The following is an 18,812-nucleotide window of genomic DNA, read 5'->3' as shown; positions in this document are numbered from 1 at the left end:
TGATCTTCACGATGACGCAAACCTCTTGATCACCGGCCGGAGCGGAGCGGAGCGGGGCGGGGCGCACGTAGGGGGCGGGGCGGGGGTTAGCGGGTGGCTAGGGTGCGCGCGTCGGCGGCGATGACGCGTGCCTTCGCCTCCGGCAGGAAGCGGCCCGCGTGCTGGTCGGCGTACCGGGCCAGCTCCGCGTACCGGCCCTTGACCAGGTGGTTGGTGAGCACCGTCAACGCCTGGTCCGCAGCGCCGGAGGTGAGCACCAGGTGACCGAGGCCCGCCGGGGTCACCGCCACGGTGAAGGTGGCCTCGGCGGTGGCCGTGCCCTTCGGGCCGGTCGCCACGGCGCGCAGCCGGTGCGCGCCGGCCGCCAGCGCCGTCAGGTCGAGGGGCTTGCCCACCGGCACCGCAGCCCCGTCGAGGGTGACGGTCACGGTGTCGGCGTCGGTGGCCGGCACGGTGAGCACGGGCCGCTGCGCCCGGTCCAGCTCCACGCCGTCGGCGGGGGCGGCGATCGACACGGTGGGTGCGGCTGCGCCGAGCTGACCGGCGGCGTTCCAGCCGGCCAGCTCCGCCGGCCGGTTGGTGATGATCCCGTCGGTGCCGATCCGCTCCAGCTGCTGCCACTGGGCCGGCGAGTCGACCGTCCAGGCCATGACGGCGACACCGGCGGCGTGCAGGTCGGCGATCACCGACGGCCGGGCCAGCAGCGCCGTACCCGTCGGGTTGTACGCCGTGACGCCCAGCTCCCGCGCCACGGCGACCGGGTCGGCGTCCAGGCCGCTGCGCAGCAGGCCGGTCGGCAGCTCGGGGGCGAGTTCCCGGGTGAACCGCAGGGCATCGACCTCGAAGCTCTGCACGAAGACCCGGGTCGTCATCTTCTCGGCGCGGATCACCTCGACGATGCGGGCCACCTCGTCACGGGTGTGCGCGCCCTTGATCTCCAGCAGCAGGTTGCCGCCCCGGTTCCGCAGGTCGGCGAGCTGCTCGGCGAGGGTGGGCAGCCGGGCCCCGGCGTACTGCGGGGCGAACCAGGAGCCGGCGTCGAGCGCCTTGAGCTGAGCGGCGGTGAGGGTACGGATCGCGCCCGAGCCGTTGGTGGTGCGGTCGACGGTGGCGTCGTGCAGCACGAACGGGACCCCGTCGCGGCTGGGCTGCACGTCGTTCTCGACGAAGTCCGCGCCGGAGCGGCGGGCGACCTCCTGCGCGACGAGGGTGTTCTCGGGGGCGGCGGCGGACGCGCCCCGGTGGGCGATGACGGTCAGCGGCGCGCCAGCCGGGCGCAGGTAGCCGTTCGGCGGCAGCTCAGTGACCAGCACGTCGTCGAAGGAGACGCTGCCGCCGTTGACGATCAGGGCCTGCCCGCCGTCGGTGGACCGGGTGAGGCTGCTGGTGCGCAGCAACTGCCGGCCGTCGAGGAACCAGCGGGCCTGGTTGCCGTGCACCTCCACGGCGACCTGCATGTCCCGCCCGGTGCCGGCGGCGTACGGCGCGGAGCCGGTGTTGGTGACGTTCCAGGCGTTGGCGGTGGTGAGCTGGGCGAACTCCAGGCCGTTCGCGGCGGTGGTGCCGCTGCGCATGGTGGCGATCCACCACGGGGTACGCCCGTCGGCGGGCACGTCGAGGCCGAGCGCCGTCCACCGGGTCGCCTCGGCGACGGACTCGAAGCGCACGGTGGCGGAGAACCGGAAGTCGGTGAGGTGCCGGCCGAAGGTGATCTTCCGGGTGCCGCTGGCGGCGGTGCCGTGCAGCCGGCCGTCGCGCACCGTCCACTCGCCGTCGATGGGCCGCCAGCCGGCGGGCAGCGTACCGGCGGAGAAGTCCTCGGCGACGACGACGTCACCGGGCTTCGCGGCGGCCGGGGCGGGGGCGGATATCTGGACGGCGGCGAGCAGGCCGGCGGTCGTGGCGAGCGCCACCAGGACGGCCACGGGCCGGCGCGGCCGTCGGTTCAAGGTCAACATGCCCCGCACGCTAGGAACCGCACCCGAACGCCCGGTGTCGCCCCCGCTGCCACCAGCCGCCCCCCAGATGCACACCAAGCGCCCTCCCCCCTCCCCTCGCCCCTCCCCCTCGCCCCAATGATCAAGAGAAAAGCGTCACGGGTGATCTCCACGATGACGCAAACCTCTTGATCACCGCGGCGACCCGGGGCCCGGCGGGCGCGGGCGACCCGGGCCACGGCGCGCGGGCGACCCGGGCCGCGGCGGGCGGGGCGACCCCGGGCCCGGCGCGAGGGCGGGGCCGGGGGCTAGCGGGTTGGGGGGATCTCGATGCCCACCTCGGCCGACAGGGCGGCGGCCATCGCCGCGACCGGGGCGCGGACGCCGGTGAAGTGCTCGAACTGGCCGACCGCCTGGGCGACCAGCAGGTCCAGCCCGGACACCACCCGGCAGCCGGCCGCCTCCGCCGAGGCGGCGAGGGGGGTGGGCCACGGGTCGTACAGCGCGTCGAAGTAGACCGCGCCGGGCCGCCACCGGGCCTGCGCCGCGACCGGGTCGGCGACGCCCTTCGGGACGGTGGAGACGACCACGTCGGCGTCGGTGTGCCCGGCGGCGTCGGCCCAGTCGGCGCCGGCCAGCCGCAGGCCGAGCGCGTCGGCGGCCGGGCGCAGCTCGTCGATGGCCGACGCGCGGCGGGCCACCACGGTCACCGTGCCCGAGCCGAGGCGGGCGGCGGCGGCCAGGGCGGCCCGCGCGGTGCCGCCCGCGCCGAGCACGGTGAACCGGGCCCCCGGCGGCACGCCGGCCGCGCCGAGCAGCTCGATCATGCCGGCGGCGTCGGTGTTGTCCGCGTACCACGAGCCGTCGGGGCGGTGGACCAGCGTGTTCGCCGCGCCCATCGCGGCGGCGACGGGCGACACCTCGGCCGCGAGGGCGAGGGTCGCCTCCTTGCACGGCATGGTCACCGACAGCCCGGCCCACTCGGGGCCGAGGCCGGCGACCATCGCCGCCAGCTCCGCCTCCGCGCACTCGATCGTCGTGTACGACCACCCGGCGAGGCCGGCGGCGGCGTAGCCGGCGTTGTGGATCACCGGGGAGAGGGAGTGTGCGATCGGCTTGCCGACCACCGCCGCCCGCCGTGGCGTCGTCATCAGATGATCCCGGCCTCCCTGGCCTTGTCCTCGTTGCGCTGGTGCTGCGCGTAGGTCTCGGCGAACGCGGAGTGCCCCTCCTTGTCGATCGCCACGAAGTAGAGCCACTTGCCGGTGGGCGGGTCCATCGCCCCCTCCAGCGCCTGCTTGCCCGGGTTGTTGATCGGGGTGGGGATCATCCCGCGCAGCTTGCGGTTGTACGGGTTCTTCGGGTTGTCCAGCTCGGCCGCGGTCATGTCCTTCGACTTCTTGCCCTCCTGGCCGATCGACTCGAAGTAGTAGTTGACCGTGACGTCCATCTCCAGGCAGTTGCACGGGAACTCGCCGTACACCCGGTTGTAGGCCACCCGGGCGACCTTGCCGAGGTCGTCCTTGTTGCCGGCCTCGGCCTGGGCGAGGGACGCGACGATCAGCGCCTCGTACGGGCTGATGCCGCCCCGCTCCTCCTGCACCCGGTCGGCGAACTTCATCTCGCCGGTGACGGTTAGGAAGTTCTGCACCATCGTCGACAGCAGGATCTCGGCGGTGGCCTTCGGCGGGATCTCGTACGTGTCGGGGTAGAGGAAGCCCTCGACCGACTTCTTCGCCGGCTTGCCGTCGGTGCGCTTGAACCACCAGTCCGGCACGCCGAGCCCCTCCGGGTCCTTCGCGGCGGCCTCGAACTCCTTGACCGGGATCTTGGTCTTCTCCGACAGCAGCTTGTAGACGTTCTTGGCGGTGCGCCCCTCGGGGATGGTGACCTGGTTGGTGATCTTGTTCTTCAGGTCGAGCAGCATGACCAGGGCCTGCTCGCCGCTCATCTGCTTGCGCACCTTGTAGGTGCCCGGCTGGATGTTCTTGCTGCGCGAGTTGGCCTCGGCCGCCTCGATGAACGCCTTGGCGCTCTTGACCACCCCGGCGTCGTAGAGCGCGACGGCCATGTCGGCGATCAGCGCGCCCTGCTTGATCTCGACGGTCACCTCGCCCGTGCCGGCACCGTCGTAGTCGGGGGTGACGAAATAGCTCTGCACCCGGTCGAAGCCGTAGAAGGCCCCGCCGCCGATGACGCCGAGCAGCACGAAGGCCATCAGCAGGGCGAGCGCGGTCCTGCCCCCGCTCCCGCCCGACTCGCCCTTGCGCTTGCGCACGTAGCTGCGCCGGTGCTTGCCCTTGTCGCCACTCCGTTCCGACTCGTCGAAACCGAGGTCCAGATCGTCGATCATCGCGTCCGCCTCCGCTGCGCGTCCAGCCAGCTCTGCAGGATCTCGACCGCGGCGGCCTGGTCGACCACCGCGCGTTGGCGCTTTCCCCGGACGCCACGCTCGGCAAGCCTACGAGAAGCCACGACCGTCGACATCCTCTCGTCGGTGAGCGTTACCGGAACGGGCGTTATCACCTCAGCCAGTCGGTCAGCATACGCCTTCACGTTCCGGGCGGCCGGGCCGTGCTGGCCGGAGAGGTTGACCGGTAGGCCGACGACGACCTCGACGCACTCGTGCTCGGCGATCAGGGCGACGAGCTCGGCCATGTCGCCGGGCACCGCGTCCTCGGCCGCTGTCAGGTCCCGGGCGAGTGTCACCAGCGGGGTGGCCAGCACCCCGTGCGGGTCGGAGCGGGCCACCCCGACCCGCACCTGTCCCACGTCGACGCCCAGCCGGACCCCGCGCACCGTTTCGGTCATCTTTCGTTCATCCTGCCCTGGAGACCCGTTCATCCTGTCCCGAAAAGACCGTTGTCCACCCCGAAGGGGTGTTCGTCCCGCCCTGGAACGGGTCAGGGCGGACCGTGACGGCCCGCCCTGACCCGACGTGCGGTGCGCTCACGCGTCGGCGATCGCCTGCTCGACCGTGGCCAGCAGCTTCGACGCCTCGGCCGCCGGCAGGCCGCCGCCCTGGGCCAGGTCGTCGCTGCCGCCGCCCCGGCCGGAGAACGCCGCCTTGACCAGGTCCTTCGCCGCCAGGCCCCGGCTGCGGGCCGCCGCGTTCACGGCCACCACGAGGGACGCCTTGCCGTTCGACCGGGCCGCCACGGCCACCACAGCCGGCCGCGCCGGGTCGATCTTGCCGCGGATCTCCTGGGCCAGGGTCCGCACGTCGTTGCCGGCCGCGCCCTCGGGCGCCTCGGTGCCGACGTACGCCACCCCGCGCACGTCCTTCGCCTGTGCGGCGAGGGCCGCCGCGCCGCCGAGCACGAGCTGGGCGCGCAGCTTCTCCAGCTCCTTCTCGGCGTCGCGGAGCTGGGTGACGGTCTGCTCCACCCGGTCGGCGACCTGGTCGCCGGGGACCCGGAACAGCTCGGCGAGCCGGGAGACGAGCAGGTGCTCGCGGGCGAGGAAGCCGAACGCGTCCATGCCGACGAGGGCCTCGATGCGGCGTACGCCCGAACCGACCGACGACTCGGAGAGGATCTTGACGAGGCCGAGCTGGGCCGAGCGGGCCACGTGGGTGCCGCCGCACAGCTCCCGGGCGTAGTCGCCGACCTCGACGACCCGCACCCGCTCGCCGTACTTCTCGCCGAACAGCGCCATCGCGCCGATGCGGCGGGCCTCCTCCTGGCTGGTGACGAAGGCGTGCACCTCCAGGTCGGCCAGGAGCACCTCGTTGACCTGCTGCTCCACGTCGTGCAGGACGCTCGGCGACACCCCGGTCGGGGTGTTGAAGTCGAACCGCAGCCGGCCCGGCGCGTTCAGCGAACCCGCCTGGGTGGCCGACTCGCCGAGGAAGTTGCGCATCGTCTGGTGCACCAGGTGGGTGGCCGTGTGCGAGCGGGAGATGGCCCGCCGCCGGGTCACGTCGATCTCGGCGTACCCGGACTCGCCGGCGCGCACCTCGCCCCGGACGACCCGGGCGCGGTGCACGATCAGGCCCGGGACCGGCTGCTGCACGTCGAAGACCTCGACCTGGCCGCCGCCGACGGTGATCAGTCCCTGGTCGGGCTGCTGGCCGCCGCCCTCGGCGTAGAACGGGGTGGTGTCGAGCACCAGCTCGACCGTGTCGCCCTCGACGGCCGCGCCGACCTGGTCGCCGCCGGCGAGCACGGCGCGGACCCGGGACTCCCGGGTGAGCTCCGTGTAGCCGGTGAACTCCACCGGCCCGCCCGCGTCCAGCACCGACCGGTAGGCCGACAGGTCGGTGTGCCCGGTCTTGCGCGCCCGCGCGTCGGCCTTGGCCCGGGCCCGCTGGTCGGCCATCAGCCGGCGGAACCCGTCGGCGTCGACCGCAAGGCCCTGCTCGGCCGCGATCTCCAGGGTCAGGTCGATCGGGAAGCCGTAGGTGTCGTGGAGCTGGAACGCCTTGTCGCCCGACAGCGCCGGCTTGCCCGCCGACTTGGTCTCGGCGATCGCCGTGTCCAGGATCGTCGTCCCGGCGCGCAGCGTCGCCAGGAAGGCGTCCTCCTCGGCGTACGCGTACTGCGAGATCCGGTCGAACTCGGCCGCCAGCTCCGGGTACGACGGGGCCATGCAGTCCCGCGCCACCGGCAGCAGCTCCGGCAGCGCCCGGTCCTGCCAGCCGAGCAGCCGCACCGCCCGGATGGCGCGGCGCATGATGCGGCGAAGCACGTACCCGCGCCCCTCGTTGCTCGGGGTGACCCCGTCGCCGATCAGCATCAGCGCGGTGCGCACGTGGTCGGCGATCACCCGCAGCCGCACGTCGTCGGGGTGCGACTCGCTGGCGACGTGGCCGGAGTGCGCGCCGTACCGCTTGCCGGTCAGCTCGGCGGCGCGGGCCAGGATCGGCCGGACCTCGTCGATCTCGTAGAGGTTGTCGACGCCCTGGAGCAGCGACGCCATCCGCTCCAGGCCCATGCCGGTGTCGATGTTCTTCTTCGGCAGGTCGCCGACGATCTGGAAGACTTCCTTGCTCTGCACGTCGTCGATCTGGAACTGCATGAAGACGAGGTTCCAGAACTCCAGGTACCGGTCCTCGTCGACCTCCGGGCCGCCCTCGCGCCCGTAGGCGGGGCCCCGGTCGTAGTACAGCTCGGAGCAGGGGCCGGCCGGGCCGGGAATGCCCATCGACCAGAAGTTGTCCTTCTTGCCCCGCCGGACGATCCGCTCGGCCGGCATGCCGACGGAACGCCAGATCTCGGCCGCCTCGTCGTCGTCGAGGTAGACCGTCGCCCAGATCCGCTCCGGGTCCAGCCCGAAGCCGCCCTCGGCGACCGACTTGGTGACCAGGTCCCAGGCGAGCGGGATCGCCCCGGCCTTGAAGTAGTCACCGAAGGAGAAGTTGCCGTTCATCTGGAAGAACGTGCCGTGCCGGCTGGTCTTGCCGACCTCGTCGATGTCGGGGGTGCGGATGCACTTCTGCACGCTGACCGCCCGGGAGTAGGGCGGGGTGTGCTGCCCCAGGAAGTAGGGGACGAACTGCACCATGCCGGCGTTGACGAACAGCAGGTTCGGGTCGCTGATGGCGGGCAGCGGAGCGGACGGCACCACGGCATGGCCGTTCGCCTCGAAGTGGGCGAGATACCGCCGCTTGATCTCCGCCGTCTTCATCGCTGGTGCTCCTCCGGAAAGATCTCTCGGTCGCCGATGCGCGGGTCCTCCCGCAGCTCGGCGAACTGGTCGTCGAACGCCTCGCCCCGGGCGAACGCCTCGTGGATCTCCTGCTCGCGCTCGGCCATCCCGATCCGGACGTCCTCCACGAAGCTACGCAGCGACTCCACCAGGCCGCCAGCGGATTGCGACAGGCCACCGGCGATGCCGGCCGGCGTGTACGCGTGCGCGGCGCGGGTCGCCTTGCGCACCACCACCACGCCGACGGCCAGGCCGATGCCCAGCCAGAACAGGCGTCTCATGTTCTCGTCCCTCCGTCGCCGGCCGGCTCAGGCGTTGCCGCGCTTGGCGGCGCGGCGCTGCTGCTTGATGGTGTCGCGCACCTCGCGCTCGGTCTCGGCGTGCCGGCGGGCGGCGGCGGCCCGACGCACGCCGTAGCCGAACGCGGCCACCTTCACCAGCGGGTTCGCGGCGGCGGCCGAGACCACGGTGGCCAGGTTCGCCACGTTGGCGGTGACGTTCTGGGCGTGGCTGGTCATCGTGTCCACCTTGGCCAGCTGGAGGTTGACCCCGTCCAGCGAGACCTGCACCTGCTCCAGGGCGGTGTTCACGTTCTTCACGGTGGTGTTGACGTCACCGAGCAGGGGCGCGGTGCGGTCGTTGAGGTCGTTGATCATGCGGGTGGCCGCGTCCACGGTGTGCCGCAGCCGCAGGATGGGCAGCGTCAGGATCAACACGAGCATCGCGAACGCGATCGCCGCGATCAGCGCCGCGACCTCTCCAAAACTCACGCCTGTCCTCCTCCAGCAGAGTTCCGGGGCCCGACGCCCCGGAACGCGCGACCGTCATACCCACACCGTCGTGCGGCGACCCGCCCCGGGTCAGCGGGGGCAGGCGGGCCTACCAGCCCCAGACCCTACCGTCAGTGATGAAACCCGGCTCACGACGGTGAGGGTGTCGGCGTCAACTCGCCGAGCGGATCCTCGCTCAGGGTCGGGAAGGGATCCTCGCCGGTGAGTGACGGGTCGGTGCTCGGCTGGGGCCGGGTCCGCTCGTCGTCGATGGCGTTGCGGACCTTCACCGACACCAACGACCCATTGCACTCCCCCGCTGCGGGGGGCGTGGCCAGGGACGTCGGCGCGGGCTCCCCGTCGATCGGCGGCGGGACGCAGGTCGGCTCGCGCACCCACAGGTCGAGGGTCAGCTCGTCGCGACGCCAGCAGGTGTAGTCGCCCTTCGCCGGTTGCTCGGGGCAGCGGGTCACCTTCCACGGCTGCCAGCCGGACTCGGTCAGGGCCCGCTCGTAGGCCCGCGCCGTCTCCTCGACGGGGCGCTGCGACTCGACGGTGCGCTCGCGCAGCCGGCACTCCTCCACGCACCAGCGGCTGCCGCTGACGTTGTCGACGGTCTTCGTGGCCGCCCAGCCGGGCACGTCCAGCCCGTCGAGGGTGTCGAAGACGGGGTCGCGGCTCAGCGTACGGATGCCGAAGTAGAGCGGCAGGGCGCCCAGCAGCACCACGCTGACCAGCGCGAGCACGCCCATCCGCAGCCGACGCCGTTGGCGCAACTGCCGCCGCAGCTCCGACCGGGCACCGGGCGGGCCGCCCGACGTCGTCTCGTCCGCGTCGTCCGGGTCGTCCGCGTTCGCGGCCCGGCGCAGCTGGGCCGCGCCGGCGGGCTCCGCGCCGCCGGGGCCGGGCGCGTCGCCGCCCGGGCGGAGGGCGGGGCCCGGGCCGAGCCGGTGCACCTCCAGGCCGGGCCGGTGCTCCTCCGAGCCGGATCGGTCCGCGTCCGGGCCGGGTCGGGACGGTGGCGCGTCGGCGGCCGGCACCACGGCGGCGGCCCGGGCCACTGCGGGCGGCTGGTCAGGACGGGCCGACGGCACCGCACCGCCGGACGGCTCCGGCGGCCGGCGGTGCGGGTGCGCTCCACCGGGGCCGCCCGGCGGGGGCGGCGACGAGGGGCCGGGGCCGCGCTGCGGCGCCGCCGCGCCGCCGGGGCCGTGTTGCGGCACCGCGGCGCTACCGGAGTCGCGTTGCGGCGGTGCCGCACGGCCGTCGGCCTGGTCGCCCGGCCGCTCGCCGGGGCGACCGGGCGGGATCACCACCCGTGCCACGCCGGGCTGGTGGGGTCCGGCGGTCGGGGCGTCGGGCGGCACGGCACGGCCGGCGGGCCCTCCCGGCGGCGTCGCGCGGCCGGCGGGACCGACCGGAGGCGCGGCGCGACCGGCGGGAACGGACGGGGGCGCGTCCCGGCCGGCAGGACCCGACGGGGGCACGTCCCGGCCGGCGGGACCGGACTGGGGTACACCCCGGCCGGCGGGACCAGGCGGAGGTACATCCCGGCCGGCAGGGCCGGCCGGCGGGTTGACCGGGCCGGCGACGCCGGGCCCGGGAGCGACCCGACCGGCGGCGGGACCGCCGGGCGGGGTGGCGCGACCGGGCGCGGTGGGGGCCGCCGACGCCCGGGCGGCCGGCCCGGACTCGGGGACGGACCCGGCGGGCCGGCGGCCAGCGGCAGCCCCGGACCGCGAATCCGGGCTGGAGCCGGCACCGGGGCGCGCGTCGGACCCGACCGGCGGGGCCTGCGGGAGGCGCTCCTGCGGCGAGGCGGAACGCAGCTCACCGGTGCGCGGGTCCACGGCCGGCGGACGCATCTCGCCCGTACGCGGATCCACCGGGGGACGGGGGCCGCCCGCGCGGGGATCGGCCGGCGGACGGGGCTCGCCGCTGCGTGGGCCCGCCACCTGCGGACGGGACGGCGCTGCCGCCCGGCCGGTGGGCAGCGGGATCGGTTCCTCCACCGGGTCGACGGGCGCGGCGGGCCGGGCCCTGCCCACCGGGGCGGCCGGCCCAGCGCCGGTGGCGTGCTGCGCCCCGGCGCCCCGGCCGCCGTCACCGGCCCGGTGGCTCGGTTCCCCGGCCGGCGGCGCGACGCCCGGCGGCGGGGAGGGCACGCCCGCCCGGTTGACCATCGGCATCGCGGCGTCCGGGTGGGCGCCGCGACCGGCCTGGCGCAGCCACTCCGCCGGACGCTGCGGCCGGTCGCCGTGGCCCTGCGGGGGGCCGCCCCGCTCGGCGGGGCCGACGAACCCGTCGTCGACGGGGCCGGCCGGACGGCGCGACGGCCCGTCGCCCGGGTCCGCCTCGGACCGGGCCCGGCGGCGGCCACCGGGCTCCCGGCCCGTGGCCGCCGGCCCCTGGGCGACGGCCGGATCCACGCCGGTGGGGCCGTTCGGCACCCCCGGCACCTCGGGGGCGTTGCCGCTGAGCGGGACGATCGGCGGCTGCTCCTCGGCGGCCCGCCGCCGACCGCCGGGGCCCTGCGCGGGCGCGACCGACCCCGCCGCGCCACGACCCGTCGGCTCGTCCGCGGGGGGACCGGCGGGACCCCCGGGGCGCTCGCCTGTCGGCTCGCGCCGGGGCCCGTCGCCGGGAGGCGCCGGGGCCGGGTAGGGAGGGCCGGCGGGAGCCGGCGCGGCGCGGCGCGGCGCGGGCGGCGGAGCGGTGGCCCGGCCGGCCGGGGGCGGCGAGCTGACGGCCCGGCCAGCCGGGGGCGGGGCGACGGCCCGGCCGGCGGACCGCTCACCCGGCGGGCCCACCGGCCCCGCCGGTGCCGTCGCCCGCGGCAGTTCACCTGACGGTTCGCCGTCGTCGTGCGAGCGCCGGGGCGCGGCGTCCGCCGGGTACGGGGCCCGGGCGGGCTGACCCGCCGGGTACGGCGGCCCGGACGGTTGACCCGCCGGGCGGGGCGGGGCCGACGACTGGGCCGGCCCCGGCATCGGCCCGGCCGGCGCTGCCGACGGGTGGGCCGGCGGCTGCGGGGGGCCCTGCGGTGGGCGGGCCGCCTGCTGCGGAGCCCGGGGCGGCTCCGCCGAGCCGTGCGGTGGGCGGCCCGGCTGGTGGGGCGGCTGCGGGGGGCCCTGCGGCAGGCGGTTCGGCGGCTGCGGCGGGGTCTGCGGCGGGCGCGGCGGCTCGGCGGGCCCGGGGCGACGGCCCGGCTGCGGCGAGCCGGGCCACGGACCGTCGACCGGCCGCGGACGCGCCGGACCGGGTTCGCCGCCGTACATCGGGGCCGCCGGCGGCTCGCCCGGAGCGCGCCGGGCCTGCGGGTCGGGCTGGCCGGGTGGCGGTGCCTGTCCCGGTGCGCCGTCGGGCCCCAGCTCGCCGCGCTGCCGCTTGGCGGAGCGCAGGTCGTCGATCCAGCCGAACTCCTCGCCGGCGACCGGCTCCTCGGGCTCGCTGTCGGGTCGGCTCCGGCCCCACCGGCGCCCCTTGGCGCGCGGCTCGCGCCGCTCGTCGGGGCCGTCCTCCGGTCGCTCCGAACCACGGGATCTCACTGCTGACCCTCCCCGACGGCGCCTGTGCCGTCCTCGTCCGCCGCGCTGGCGTGCCCGTTGCCCGACGGGTGGCGGCCGTTCCCCGGCGGGGCCGGTTCGTCCGGACGCGCCGGGGCTGGCAGCCCTCGAACGATCCGGCGCAGCAGGGGCAGCCGGGCGGCCACCGCCCGCTCCGCACCGTGCCCGCTCGGACGGTAGTAGTCGGCTCCGACAAGATCGTCGGGAGCGTACTGCTGGGTGACCACTCCACGGGGGTCGTCGTGCGGGTAGCGGTAGCCCGTGCCGTGGCCGAGCCCCCGCGCGCCGGAGTAGTGGGCGTCGCGCAGGCCGCGCGGCACCGGCCCGCCACGGCCGGCGCGGACGTCGGCCGTGGCGGCCCCGATCGCGGTGGTCGCCGAGTTGGACTTCGGCGCGGTGGCCAGGTGGATCACGGCCTGGGCGAGGTTGAGCTGCGCCTCGGGCAGGCCGACGAACTCCACGGCCTGCGCGGCGGCGGTGGCCACGCTCAGCGCGCCCGGGTCGGCCATCCCGACGTCCTCGCTGGCGAAGATGACCAGGCGACGCGCGATGAACCGGGCGTCCTCGCCGGCCACCAGCATCCGGGCCAGCCAGTGCAGGGCCGCGTCGACGTCCGAGCCGCGCATGCTCTTGATGAAGGCGCTGGTCACGTCGTAGTGCGCGTCGCCGGCCCGGTCGTAGCGCACCGCCGCGACGTCCACCGCCTGCTCGGCGGTGGCCAGGTCGATCCGGTCGACGCCCAGCGCCGCCGCCGAGGCCGCCGCGGCCTCCAGGGCGGTCAGGGCCTTCCGCACGTCGCCGCCGGCGAGGCGGACGAGGTGGTCCTCGGCGTCGGTCTCCAGCGTGAACGCGCCGGCGAGGCCGCGCGCGTCGGTGACCGCGCGGCGCAGCAGGCCGCGCACGGCCGCGTCGTCCAGGGGCTGGAGGGTGAGCAGCACGCACCGCGACAGCAGCGGTGAGATGACCGAGAAGTACGGGTTCTCCGTGGTCGCCGCGAGCAGGGTGACCGTCCGGTCCTCCACCGCGGCGAGCAGCGAGTCCTGCTGGGTCTTGCTGAACCGGTGCACCTCGTCGATGAACAGCACGGTCGGCGGGCCGCCGGAGCGGCGCTGCCGACGGGCGGTGTCGATCACCGCGCGGACGTCCTTGACCCCGGCGGTCAGCGCCGACATGGCCACGAAGCGGCGGTCGGTGGCGTTGGCCACCAGGTGCGCGATCGTGGTCTTCCCGCAGCCGGGCGGCCCCCAGAGGATCACCGACATCGGGGTGACGCCGCCGACGAGCTGGCGCAGCGGCGCGCCCGGCGCGAGCAGGTGCCCCTGCCCCACCAGCTCGTCGATGCTGGCCGGGCGCATCCGGACGGGTAGCGGCGAGTCGGCCGCCACGGGGGTGAAGCCGTCGACGCCGACGGGACCCGTGGGGGCGCCGGGCGCCCCGGCGGGCGCGCCGAGGGAGAAGAGAGCGTCGGACTCCATCACGAAGACAGTACCGGGCCGGGTCCGCAGCGCCGGAACTGCGCCGCGGGCCCGGCCCGATTAGATCATTTACGGTCAGCCGCGACCGGGGCGGCGGCCCCGGTACCAGCGGCCCCCGCCACCGCCGCGCGGGCCGCTGCCCACGCCGGCAAGGTAGAGGGAGAGCAGCAGCAGGCCCAGCGTCAGCAGGGTGTGCAGGTTGAACAGGTCCGGCGCGCCGAAGGTGGTGTCGAGCAGGTCGAGCAGCAGGGCGAAGCCGAAGACGACGGCCGCGAGGATGGCGAGCATGACGGTCCTCCGGTGGGGGTTCCCAGTAGGTCGCCGGGGGATGTACCCAATCGGTCCGATCGCCAATCTCCACGGTGGACCGGCCTCGCCCGGACGACGGTGGGTCACCGCCCGCTCGCCCGCGGTGCAAGGAGGGGCCCCTTGTTAACGCCTGCGGTAGAGAAGGGTCCCCTCCTCACCGCCGAGCCGGGGAGGCGGCGGGGGAGGCAGCGGGGACGGGGGAAGCGGCGGCGGGGGCGGCGGGGGCAGCGGAGGCGGGGGCGGCAATGGCGGGGGTGCGGGCGGCGCGCCAGGCGGGCAGGTACAGCGGGGCGGCGGCGGCGAGCACCACCGCGCCGACCAGCATCGCCGTGCTGACGCTGGCGTGCTCGGCGAGGGCGGTCAGCGCCACCGCGCCGAGCGCCCCGGCCGGCTGCGCCACCATCGAGTTGAGCGAGAGCACGCTGGTGCGGTAGGGGCCGTCGACCTGGCGGTGCAGCAGGCCCACGTGCAGCGGGTTGGACGCGCCGTGCACGGTGTAGCAGGCCAGGTACGCCACGAGCACCCCGACCGGGCCGGCGAACAGCCCCATCGCCACCACGGTCGCGCCCTGCCCGACGCGCAGCAGCGCGGCGCCGGGCGCGGCCCCGGGCCAGCGCAGCAGCAACGGGGTGAGCGCGGCCCCGGCGGCCGAGGCGAGCCACGCGGCGGAGCTGGCGGGGCCGAGCAGCGCGGCGGCCCGCTCGGGGTCGCCGACGACCTCGGCGAGCCGGACCGGCAGCAGCGACTCGAAGGTGACCATGCCGAAGCCCCAGAACAGCTCGACCGCCACGAGGGCGAGCAGCACGCGGGAGCGGCGCAGCAGGCCGAACGCCTGCCGGACCATCCGGGGTGCCTCGGCCACCGACGCGCGCAGCGCCCCGGCCCCCTGCGCCGGCCGGACCTCGGCCAGCAGCGCCAGCAGGGCAGCCAGCGCCACCGCCTGCGCCGCCACGGCGGCCAGCACCGGCACGGTCAGCGCGCTCACCGGGCCGAGCGGGCCGAGCGTGATCAGGCCGCCGGCGAGCAGCGCGCCGCCGGCGATGGCCACGCCGGCGACGGTGCCGCCGAGGCCGAGGCCGCGCTCGTACTCGGCGTCGGGGTCGGCGGCGAGGGTGGCGTCGACGTACCAGGACTCCAGGGGGCCGCTGTCCAGCGCTCGGTAGACGCCCTGCAGGGCGAAGACCAGGACGAACAGGGCGAGGGAGTCGGCCACCGCGAACAGCGCCAGCGACGCGAGGTTGAGCGCCGTGGCGGCGACCAGCACGGGCCTGCGGCCCAGGGCGTCGGCCATGCCGCCGGTCGGCAGCTCCAGCGCCAGCACCACGAGGCCCTGGGCGGTGAAGGCGATGCCGATCTGCGACAGCGACAGGCCGCGCTCCTGCATCAGCAGGATCATGACCGGGATCAGCAGGCCGGTGGGCAGCCAGCGCAGCCCGTGCAGGACCAGGTAGCGCGACCGCACCTGGCGGACGGACAGGGCGCTCACCGGGTCGGCTCGATCATCGGGTACGCGGCCAGGAAGACCTGCACCGGCCGGGCGTCGGCCTCGTCGGGGCGCGACTGGTCGCGGTAGCGCATGAGGACCTCCCACAGCTCCGCCTCCATCGCCCGGAGCCGCTCGGGCCCGAGGTGCAGCAGGGCGTCGCTCATACCGGCGGCGTCCCGCCAGGCGGGTGAGAAGTCCTGCTGGACGGCGAACCACCGGTCGGAGTGCTCGACGACCAGGCGCACCTGCTCGGCCTGGATCCACTCGGCGGCGGCCCGGGCGTCCGGGTCGTCGTCGAAGTCGGACGGCTCCCAGCTGCTGATGTCGTGCGCCGCCCGCCACCAGCGCTGCCGCCCGCCGGCGAGCTCGTGGGCCTCGACGACGAGCCCGGCCTCGGCGAGCTGACGCAGGTGGTAGCTGGTGGCCCCGGTGTTGGTGCCGAGCCCTTCGGCGAGCCCGGTGGCGGTGGCGGGACCGTCGACCCGCAGCGCGCCGAGCAGCCGCAGCCGCAGCGGGTGCGCCAGCACCCGCACCTGTCTCGGGTCCAGCCTGACCTGGCGGGGCGTCTGCCGCCCCGTGCTCTCGTCGTCGTCCATGACAGCACAATAACTGTGCACACTTCCTATGCACAATAGTTGTGCATAGGAGGCGCACGGGGCCGACAGGCCCGGGACGGGCCGTCAGGGGGCGAGCAGCTCGCGGACCCCGCGCAGGCGGGTCCGCAGCAGGCCGGCGGCGCGGGAGCTGTCGAGGCGTACCTCGACGGGGCGGACCAGGCCCGACGCGGCGCTCGTGGCGGTCCGCAGCCCGCCCGGGTCGAGCCCGAACCGCCGGGCCACCAGCAACCCCAGCTCGGCGCGGCTGACCGCGTCCGGCCCCGCCACGTTGAGCGGGCCGGCGTAATCGGACGCGGCCAGCTCCAGCACGGCGGAGGCCAGGTCGCCCACGTCGACCGGGCAGCGGACCTCGTCGGTGAACAGGGCGCCCCGGCCCGCGAGGGCGTCCAGGCAGAGCCGCACCTGCCTGCTCCGCTCGTCGCCCACGATCAACGAGGTACGCACCAGCGCCGCGCCCGGGTCGACCACCCGCACGGCGGTCTCCGCCGCCGCCTTCGCCGCCCCGTACGCGAACACCGGCGTCGGCACGTCGTCGTCGGCGTACGGCTCGGGACGGCCGGCGTGCAGCGCGTCGCTGGACAGGTGCACCAGCCGCGCCCCCGCCCGCGCGGCGGCGTACGCCACGTTCGCCGCGCCGTCGGCGGTGACCGTCCAGTCGTCGTACCGGTAGGGGGTGCTCACCACGACGGCCGGCCGCACCGCCGCGACCAGCGCGCGCACGGCGGCCCGGTCGGTCACGTCGAGCCGGCGCGCCTCGACGCCGGCCGGCGCGACGGGGTTGGCGTGGTACGTGCCGACCACCCGCTCCACCGCCGCGACGGCCCGGCGGCACACCTCGCCGCCGAGGTGCCCGCTGGCGCCCACCACGAGCAGCGTCACGCGTCGCCCCCTCCACGGCGGCGGGCGGCCCCACCGTGGGGCCGCCCGCCGGGATCGCTGGTCGTCCCGGCCGCCTCAGCTCAGGCCGGGTCGCAGGTCGACTCAGACCGGGTCGGCCACCGGGGCGGCCGGGCCGGCGGTGCCGGCGTGCGCGCCGGTCGGCGCCTTCGGCTTGGCGTCGACGCCCGCCTCGGCGCGCTGCTGCGCGGTGATCGGCGTCGGCGCGCCCGTCAGCGGGTCGAAGCCGCCCCGGGTCTTCGGGAACGCGATCACCTCGCGGATCGAGTCCGCGCCCGCCAGCAGCATGCAGACCCGGTCCCAGCCGAACGCGATGCCGCCGTGCGGCGGGGCGCCGTACTTGAACGCCTCCAGCAGGAAGCCGAACTTGTCCTGCGCCTCGGCGGGGGTGATGCCGAGCAGGTCGAACACCCGCTGCTGCACGTCGCCCCGGTGGATACGGATCGACCCGCCGCCGATCTCGTTGCCGTTGCAGACGATGTCGTACGCGTACGCCAGCGCCCGGTCCGGGGCCTCCTCGAACCGGTCGACCCACTCGGCGTTCGGCGAGGTGAACGGGTGGTGCACGGCCGTCCAGCCACCCTCCCCGCCGGCTTCGTCCGAGGTCCGTTCGAACATCGGGGCGTCGACCACCCAGCAGAACGCCCACGCCGACTCGTCGACCAGCTTCGCCCGCTTGGCGATCTCGATGCGGGCCGCGCCGAGCAGCTCCTGCGCCTCCCGGGCGTCGGCGCTGGCCGCGAAGAACACCGCGTCGCCCGGCTTCGCGCCCACCGCGTCGGCCAGCCCCGCCAGGTGCTCCTCGGAGAGGTTCTTCGCCACCGGGCCCCGCGGCGCGCCGGTCTCGGCGTCGAGCACCACGTACGCGAGGCCCTTCGCCCCGCGCGCCTTCGCCCAGTCCTGCCAGCCGTCCAGCTCCTTGCGGGTCTGGCCCGCGCCGCCCGGCATGACGACCGCGCCGACGTAGCCACCCGCGTCGATCGCCCCGGCGAACACCCGGAACGCCGTGCCGCGCAGGTAGTCGGTCAGCTCGGTCAGCTCGACGCCGTAGCGCAGGTCCGGCTTGTCGGAGCCGTAGCGGGCCATCGCGTCGTGCCAGGTGATGCGCGGGATGGGCCGGGGGATCTCGTAGCCGGCCAGGTCGGACCAGAGCGCCGACACGATCGCCTCGCCGAGGTCGATCACGTCGTCCTCGGTGACGAAGGACATCTCGATGTCGAGCTGGGTGAACTCCGGCTGCCGGTCGGCGCGGAAGTCCTCGTCGCGGTAGCAGCGGGCGATCTGGTAGTAGCGCTCCATGCCGCCGACCATCAGCAGCTGCTTGAACAGCTGCGGGGACTGCGGCAGCGCGTACCAGCTGCCCGGCTGGAGCCGGACCGGGACCAGGAAGTCGCGCGCGCCCTCCGGGGTGGACCGGGTCAGCGTCGGCGTCTCGATCTCCAGGAAGTCGCGCTCGTGCAGCACGCCCCGGGCGAGCTGGTTGGCCCGCGACCGCAGCCGCATCGCCTTCGCCGGGCCGCCCCGGCGCAGGTCCAGGTAGCGGTACTTGAGCCGGATGTCGTCGCCGGCCTCGACCTGGTCGTCGACGGGCAGCGGCAGCGGCGCGGCCTCCGAGAGCACCTCCAGCGCGCTCGCGGTCACCTCGATCTCGCCGGTGGGCAGCTCCGGGTTCTCGTTGCCCTCGGGGCGGCGGGTCACCTCGCCGGTCACCTTCACGCAGAACTCGTTGCGCAGCGCGTGGGCGTCCTCCTCGCGGAAGACCACCTGGACGATGCCGGAGCCGTCGCGCAAATCGACGAAGATGACACCGCCGTGGTCGCGCCGGCGGGCGACCCACCCGGCGAGCGTCACCGTGGTGCCGGCGTCCGTCGCGCGCAGGCTGCCGGCGTCATGGGTACGGATCACGGCTTGCGTCTCCTCATCGTCTGCGTTCGGTCTGCCCTCGCATTCTGTCAGGGCGCCCCGCCCCCCGCCGTCACCGGGCGCGGTTGGGGGGTAAGGAAGGGCCCCTTGTTAACGCTTTCTGCTTGGGGTCTAGCGGTCCTCGCAACGCCTAGTTCTTCTGGGGGTTGCGAGGACCGTGGTCGTTTCCGCTGAGGTCAAGGC

Annotated in this window: 14 protein-coding genes; all 14 read right to left on the bottom strand. The window is 75.5% G+C overall.

Annotated features, from left to right (window positions below):
* Positions 1 to 86 precede the first annotated feature (86 nt).
* Positions 87 to 1,958, bottom strand: coding sequence for a glycerophosphodiester phosphodiesterase (locus ACFYWL_RS26585; protein ID WP_386977912.1), 1,872 nt, complete (start codon positions 1,956 to 1,958; stop codon positions 87 to 89).
* Positions 1,959 to 2,245: 287 nt separating this feature from the next.
* Positions 2,246 to 3,088 carry a shikimate dehydrogenase gene (locus tag ACFYWL_RS26580; protein ID WP_386977909.1) on the bottom strand — a complete coding sequence of 281 codons (843 nt, stop codon included), beginning with the start codon at positions 3,086 to 3,088 and terminating at the stop codon, positions 2,246 to 2,248.
* Positions 3,088 to 4,290, bottom strand: coding sequence for an endolytic transglycosylase MltG (gene mltG, locus ACFYWL_RS26575; protein ID WP_386977906.1), 1,203 nt, complete (start codon positions 4,288 to 4,290; stop codon positions 3,088 to 3,090). The genes ACFYWL_RS26580 and mltG overlap by 1 nt, the downstream gene beginning before the upstream one ends.
* Positions 4,287 to 4,748: a Holliday junction resolvase RuvX gene (ruvX, locus tag ACFYWL_RS26570; RefSeq protein WP_386977903.1), complete on the bottom strand. Its 462-nt coding sequence runs from the start codon at positions 4,746 to 4,748 to the stop codon at positions 4,287 to 4,289. The genes mltG and ruvX overlap by 4 nt, the downstream gene beginning before the upstream one ends.
* 138 nt (positions 4,749 to 4,886) lie before the next feature.
* Positions 4,887 to 7,565: an alanine--tRNA ligase gene (alaS, locus tag ACFYWL_RS26565; protein ID WP_386977900.1), complete on the bottom strand. Its 2,679-nt coding sequence runs from the start codon at positions 7,563 to 7,565 to the stop codon at positions 4,887 to 4,889.
* Positions 7,562 to 7,867 (bottom strand): hypothetical protein, encoded by a 306-nt coding sequence (locus tag ACFYWL_RS26560; protein WP_386977897.1) that lies wholly within the window; start codon positions 7,865 to 7,867, stop codon positions 7,562 to 7,564. Before ACFYWL_RS26560 ends, alaS begins: the two co-directional genes overlap by 4 nt.
* A 27-nt stretch (positions 7,868 to 7,894) precedes the next feature.
* Entirely contained in the window at positions 7,895 to 8,356 is a 462-nt protein-coding gene (locus ACFYWL_RS26555) for a DUF948 domain-containing protein (protein WP_386977894.1), read from the bottom strand.
* A 149-nt stretch (positions 8,357 to 8,505) separates the two neighbouring features.
* Positions 8,506 to 9,144, bottom strand: coding sequence for a hypothetical protein (locus ACFYWL_RS26550; RefSeq protein ID WP_386978120.1), 639 nt, complete (start codon positions 9,142 to 9,144; stop codon positions 8,506 to 8,508).
* Between the two features lie 2,756 nt (positions 9,145 to 11,900).
* Entirely contained in the window at positions 11,901 to 13,397 is a 1,497-nt protein-coding gene (locus ACFYWL_RS26545; RefSeq protein ID WP_386977891.1) for a replication-associated recombination protein A, read from the bottom strand.
* A gap of 75 nt (positions 13,398 to 13,472) precedes the next feature.
* Entirely contained in the window at positions 13,473 to 13,685 is a 213-nt protein-coding gene (locus tag ACFYWL_RS26540) for a hypothetical protein (protein WP_386977889.1), read from the bottom strand.
* 175 nt (positions 13,686 to 13,860) lie between these two features.
* Positions 13,861 to 15,192: an MFS transporter gene (locus ACFYWL_RS26535; protein WP_386977886.1), complete on the bottom strand. Its 1,332-nt coding sequence runs from the start codon at positions 15,190 to 15,192 to the stop codon at positions 13,861 to 13,863.
* Positions 15,189 to 15,788, bottom strand: a complete 600-nt coding sequence (locus ACFYWL_RS26530) for a helix-turn-helix domain-containing protein (RefSeq protein WP_386977883.1) — start codon at positions 15,786 to 15,788, stop codon at positions 15,189 to 15,191. The genes ACFYWL_RS26535 and ACFYWL_RS26530 overlap by 4 nt, the downstream gene beginning before the upstream one ends.
* An 84-nt stretch (positions 15,789 to 15,872) precedes the next feature.
* Positions 15,873 to 16,688 carry a sugar nucleotide-binding protein gene (locus tag ACFYWL_RS26525; protein ID WP_386977880.1) on the bottom strand — a complete coding sequence of 272 codons (816 nt, stop codon included), beginning with the start codon at positions 16,686 to 16,688 and terminating at the stop codon, positions 15,873 to 15,875.
* Between the two features lie 102 nt (positions 16,689 to 16,790).
* Positions 16,791 to 18,611, bottom strand: coding sequence for an aspartate--tRNA ligase (gene aspS, locus ACFYWL_RS26520; RefSeq protein WP_386977877.1), 1,821 nt, complete (start codon positions 18,609 to 18,611; stop codon positions 16,791 to 16,793).
* Positions 18,612 to 18,812 lie beyond the last annotated feature (201 nt).

This window comes from Micromonospora sp. NPDC002575 (assembly GCF_042889525.1).
Taxonomy (GTDB): domain Bacteria; phylum Actinomycetota; class Actinomycetes; order Mycobacteriales; family Micromonosporaceae; genus Micromonospora; species Micromonospora carbonacea.
Note: the sequence above shows the minus strand (reverse complement) of the source record. Positions and strands in the feature narration are given on the sequence as shown.

Excerpts from the sequence above, each read along its gene's own strand:
- ACFYWL_RS26560 (WP_386977897.1), bottom strand. The coding sequence starts at position 7,867 with ATGAGACGCCTGTTCTGGCTGGGCATCGGCCTGGCCGTCGGCGTGGTG.
- ACFYWL_RS26540 (WP_386977889.1), bottom strand. The coding sequence starts at position 13,685 with ATGCTCGCCATCCTCGCGGCCGTCGTCTTCGGCTTCGCCCTGCTGCTC.
- mltG (WP_386977906.1), bottom strand. The coding sequence starts at position 4,290 with ATGATCGACGATCTGGACCTCGGTTTCGACGAGTCGGAACGGAGTGGC.
- ruvX (WP_386977903.1), bottom strand. The coding sequence starts at position 4,748 with ATGACCGAAACGGTGCGCGGGGTCCGGCTGGGCGTCGACGTGGGACAG.
- ACFYWL_RS26585 (WP_386977912.1), bottom strand. The coding sequence starts at position 1,958 with ATGTTGACCTTGAACCGACGGCCGCGCCGGCCCGTGGCCGTCCTGGTG.
- ACFYWL_RS26580 (WP_386977909.1), bottom strand. The coding sequence starts at position 3,088 with ATGACGACGCCACGGCGGGCGGCGGTGGTCGGCAAGCCGATCGCACAC.
- alaS (WP_386977900.1), bottom strand. The coding sequence starts at position 7,565 with ATGAAGACGGCGGAGATCAAGCGGCGGTATCTCGCCCACTTCGAGGCG.
- ACFYWL_RS26545 (WP_386977891.1), bottom strand. The coding sequence starts at position 13,397 with ATGGAGTCCGACGCTCTCTTCTCCCTCGGCGCGCCCGCCGGGGCGCCC.
- ACFYWL_RS26530 (WP_386977883.1), bottom strand. The coding sequence starts at position 15,788 with ATGGACGACGACGAGAGCACGGGGCGGCAGACGCCCCGCCAGGTCAGG.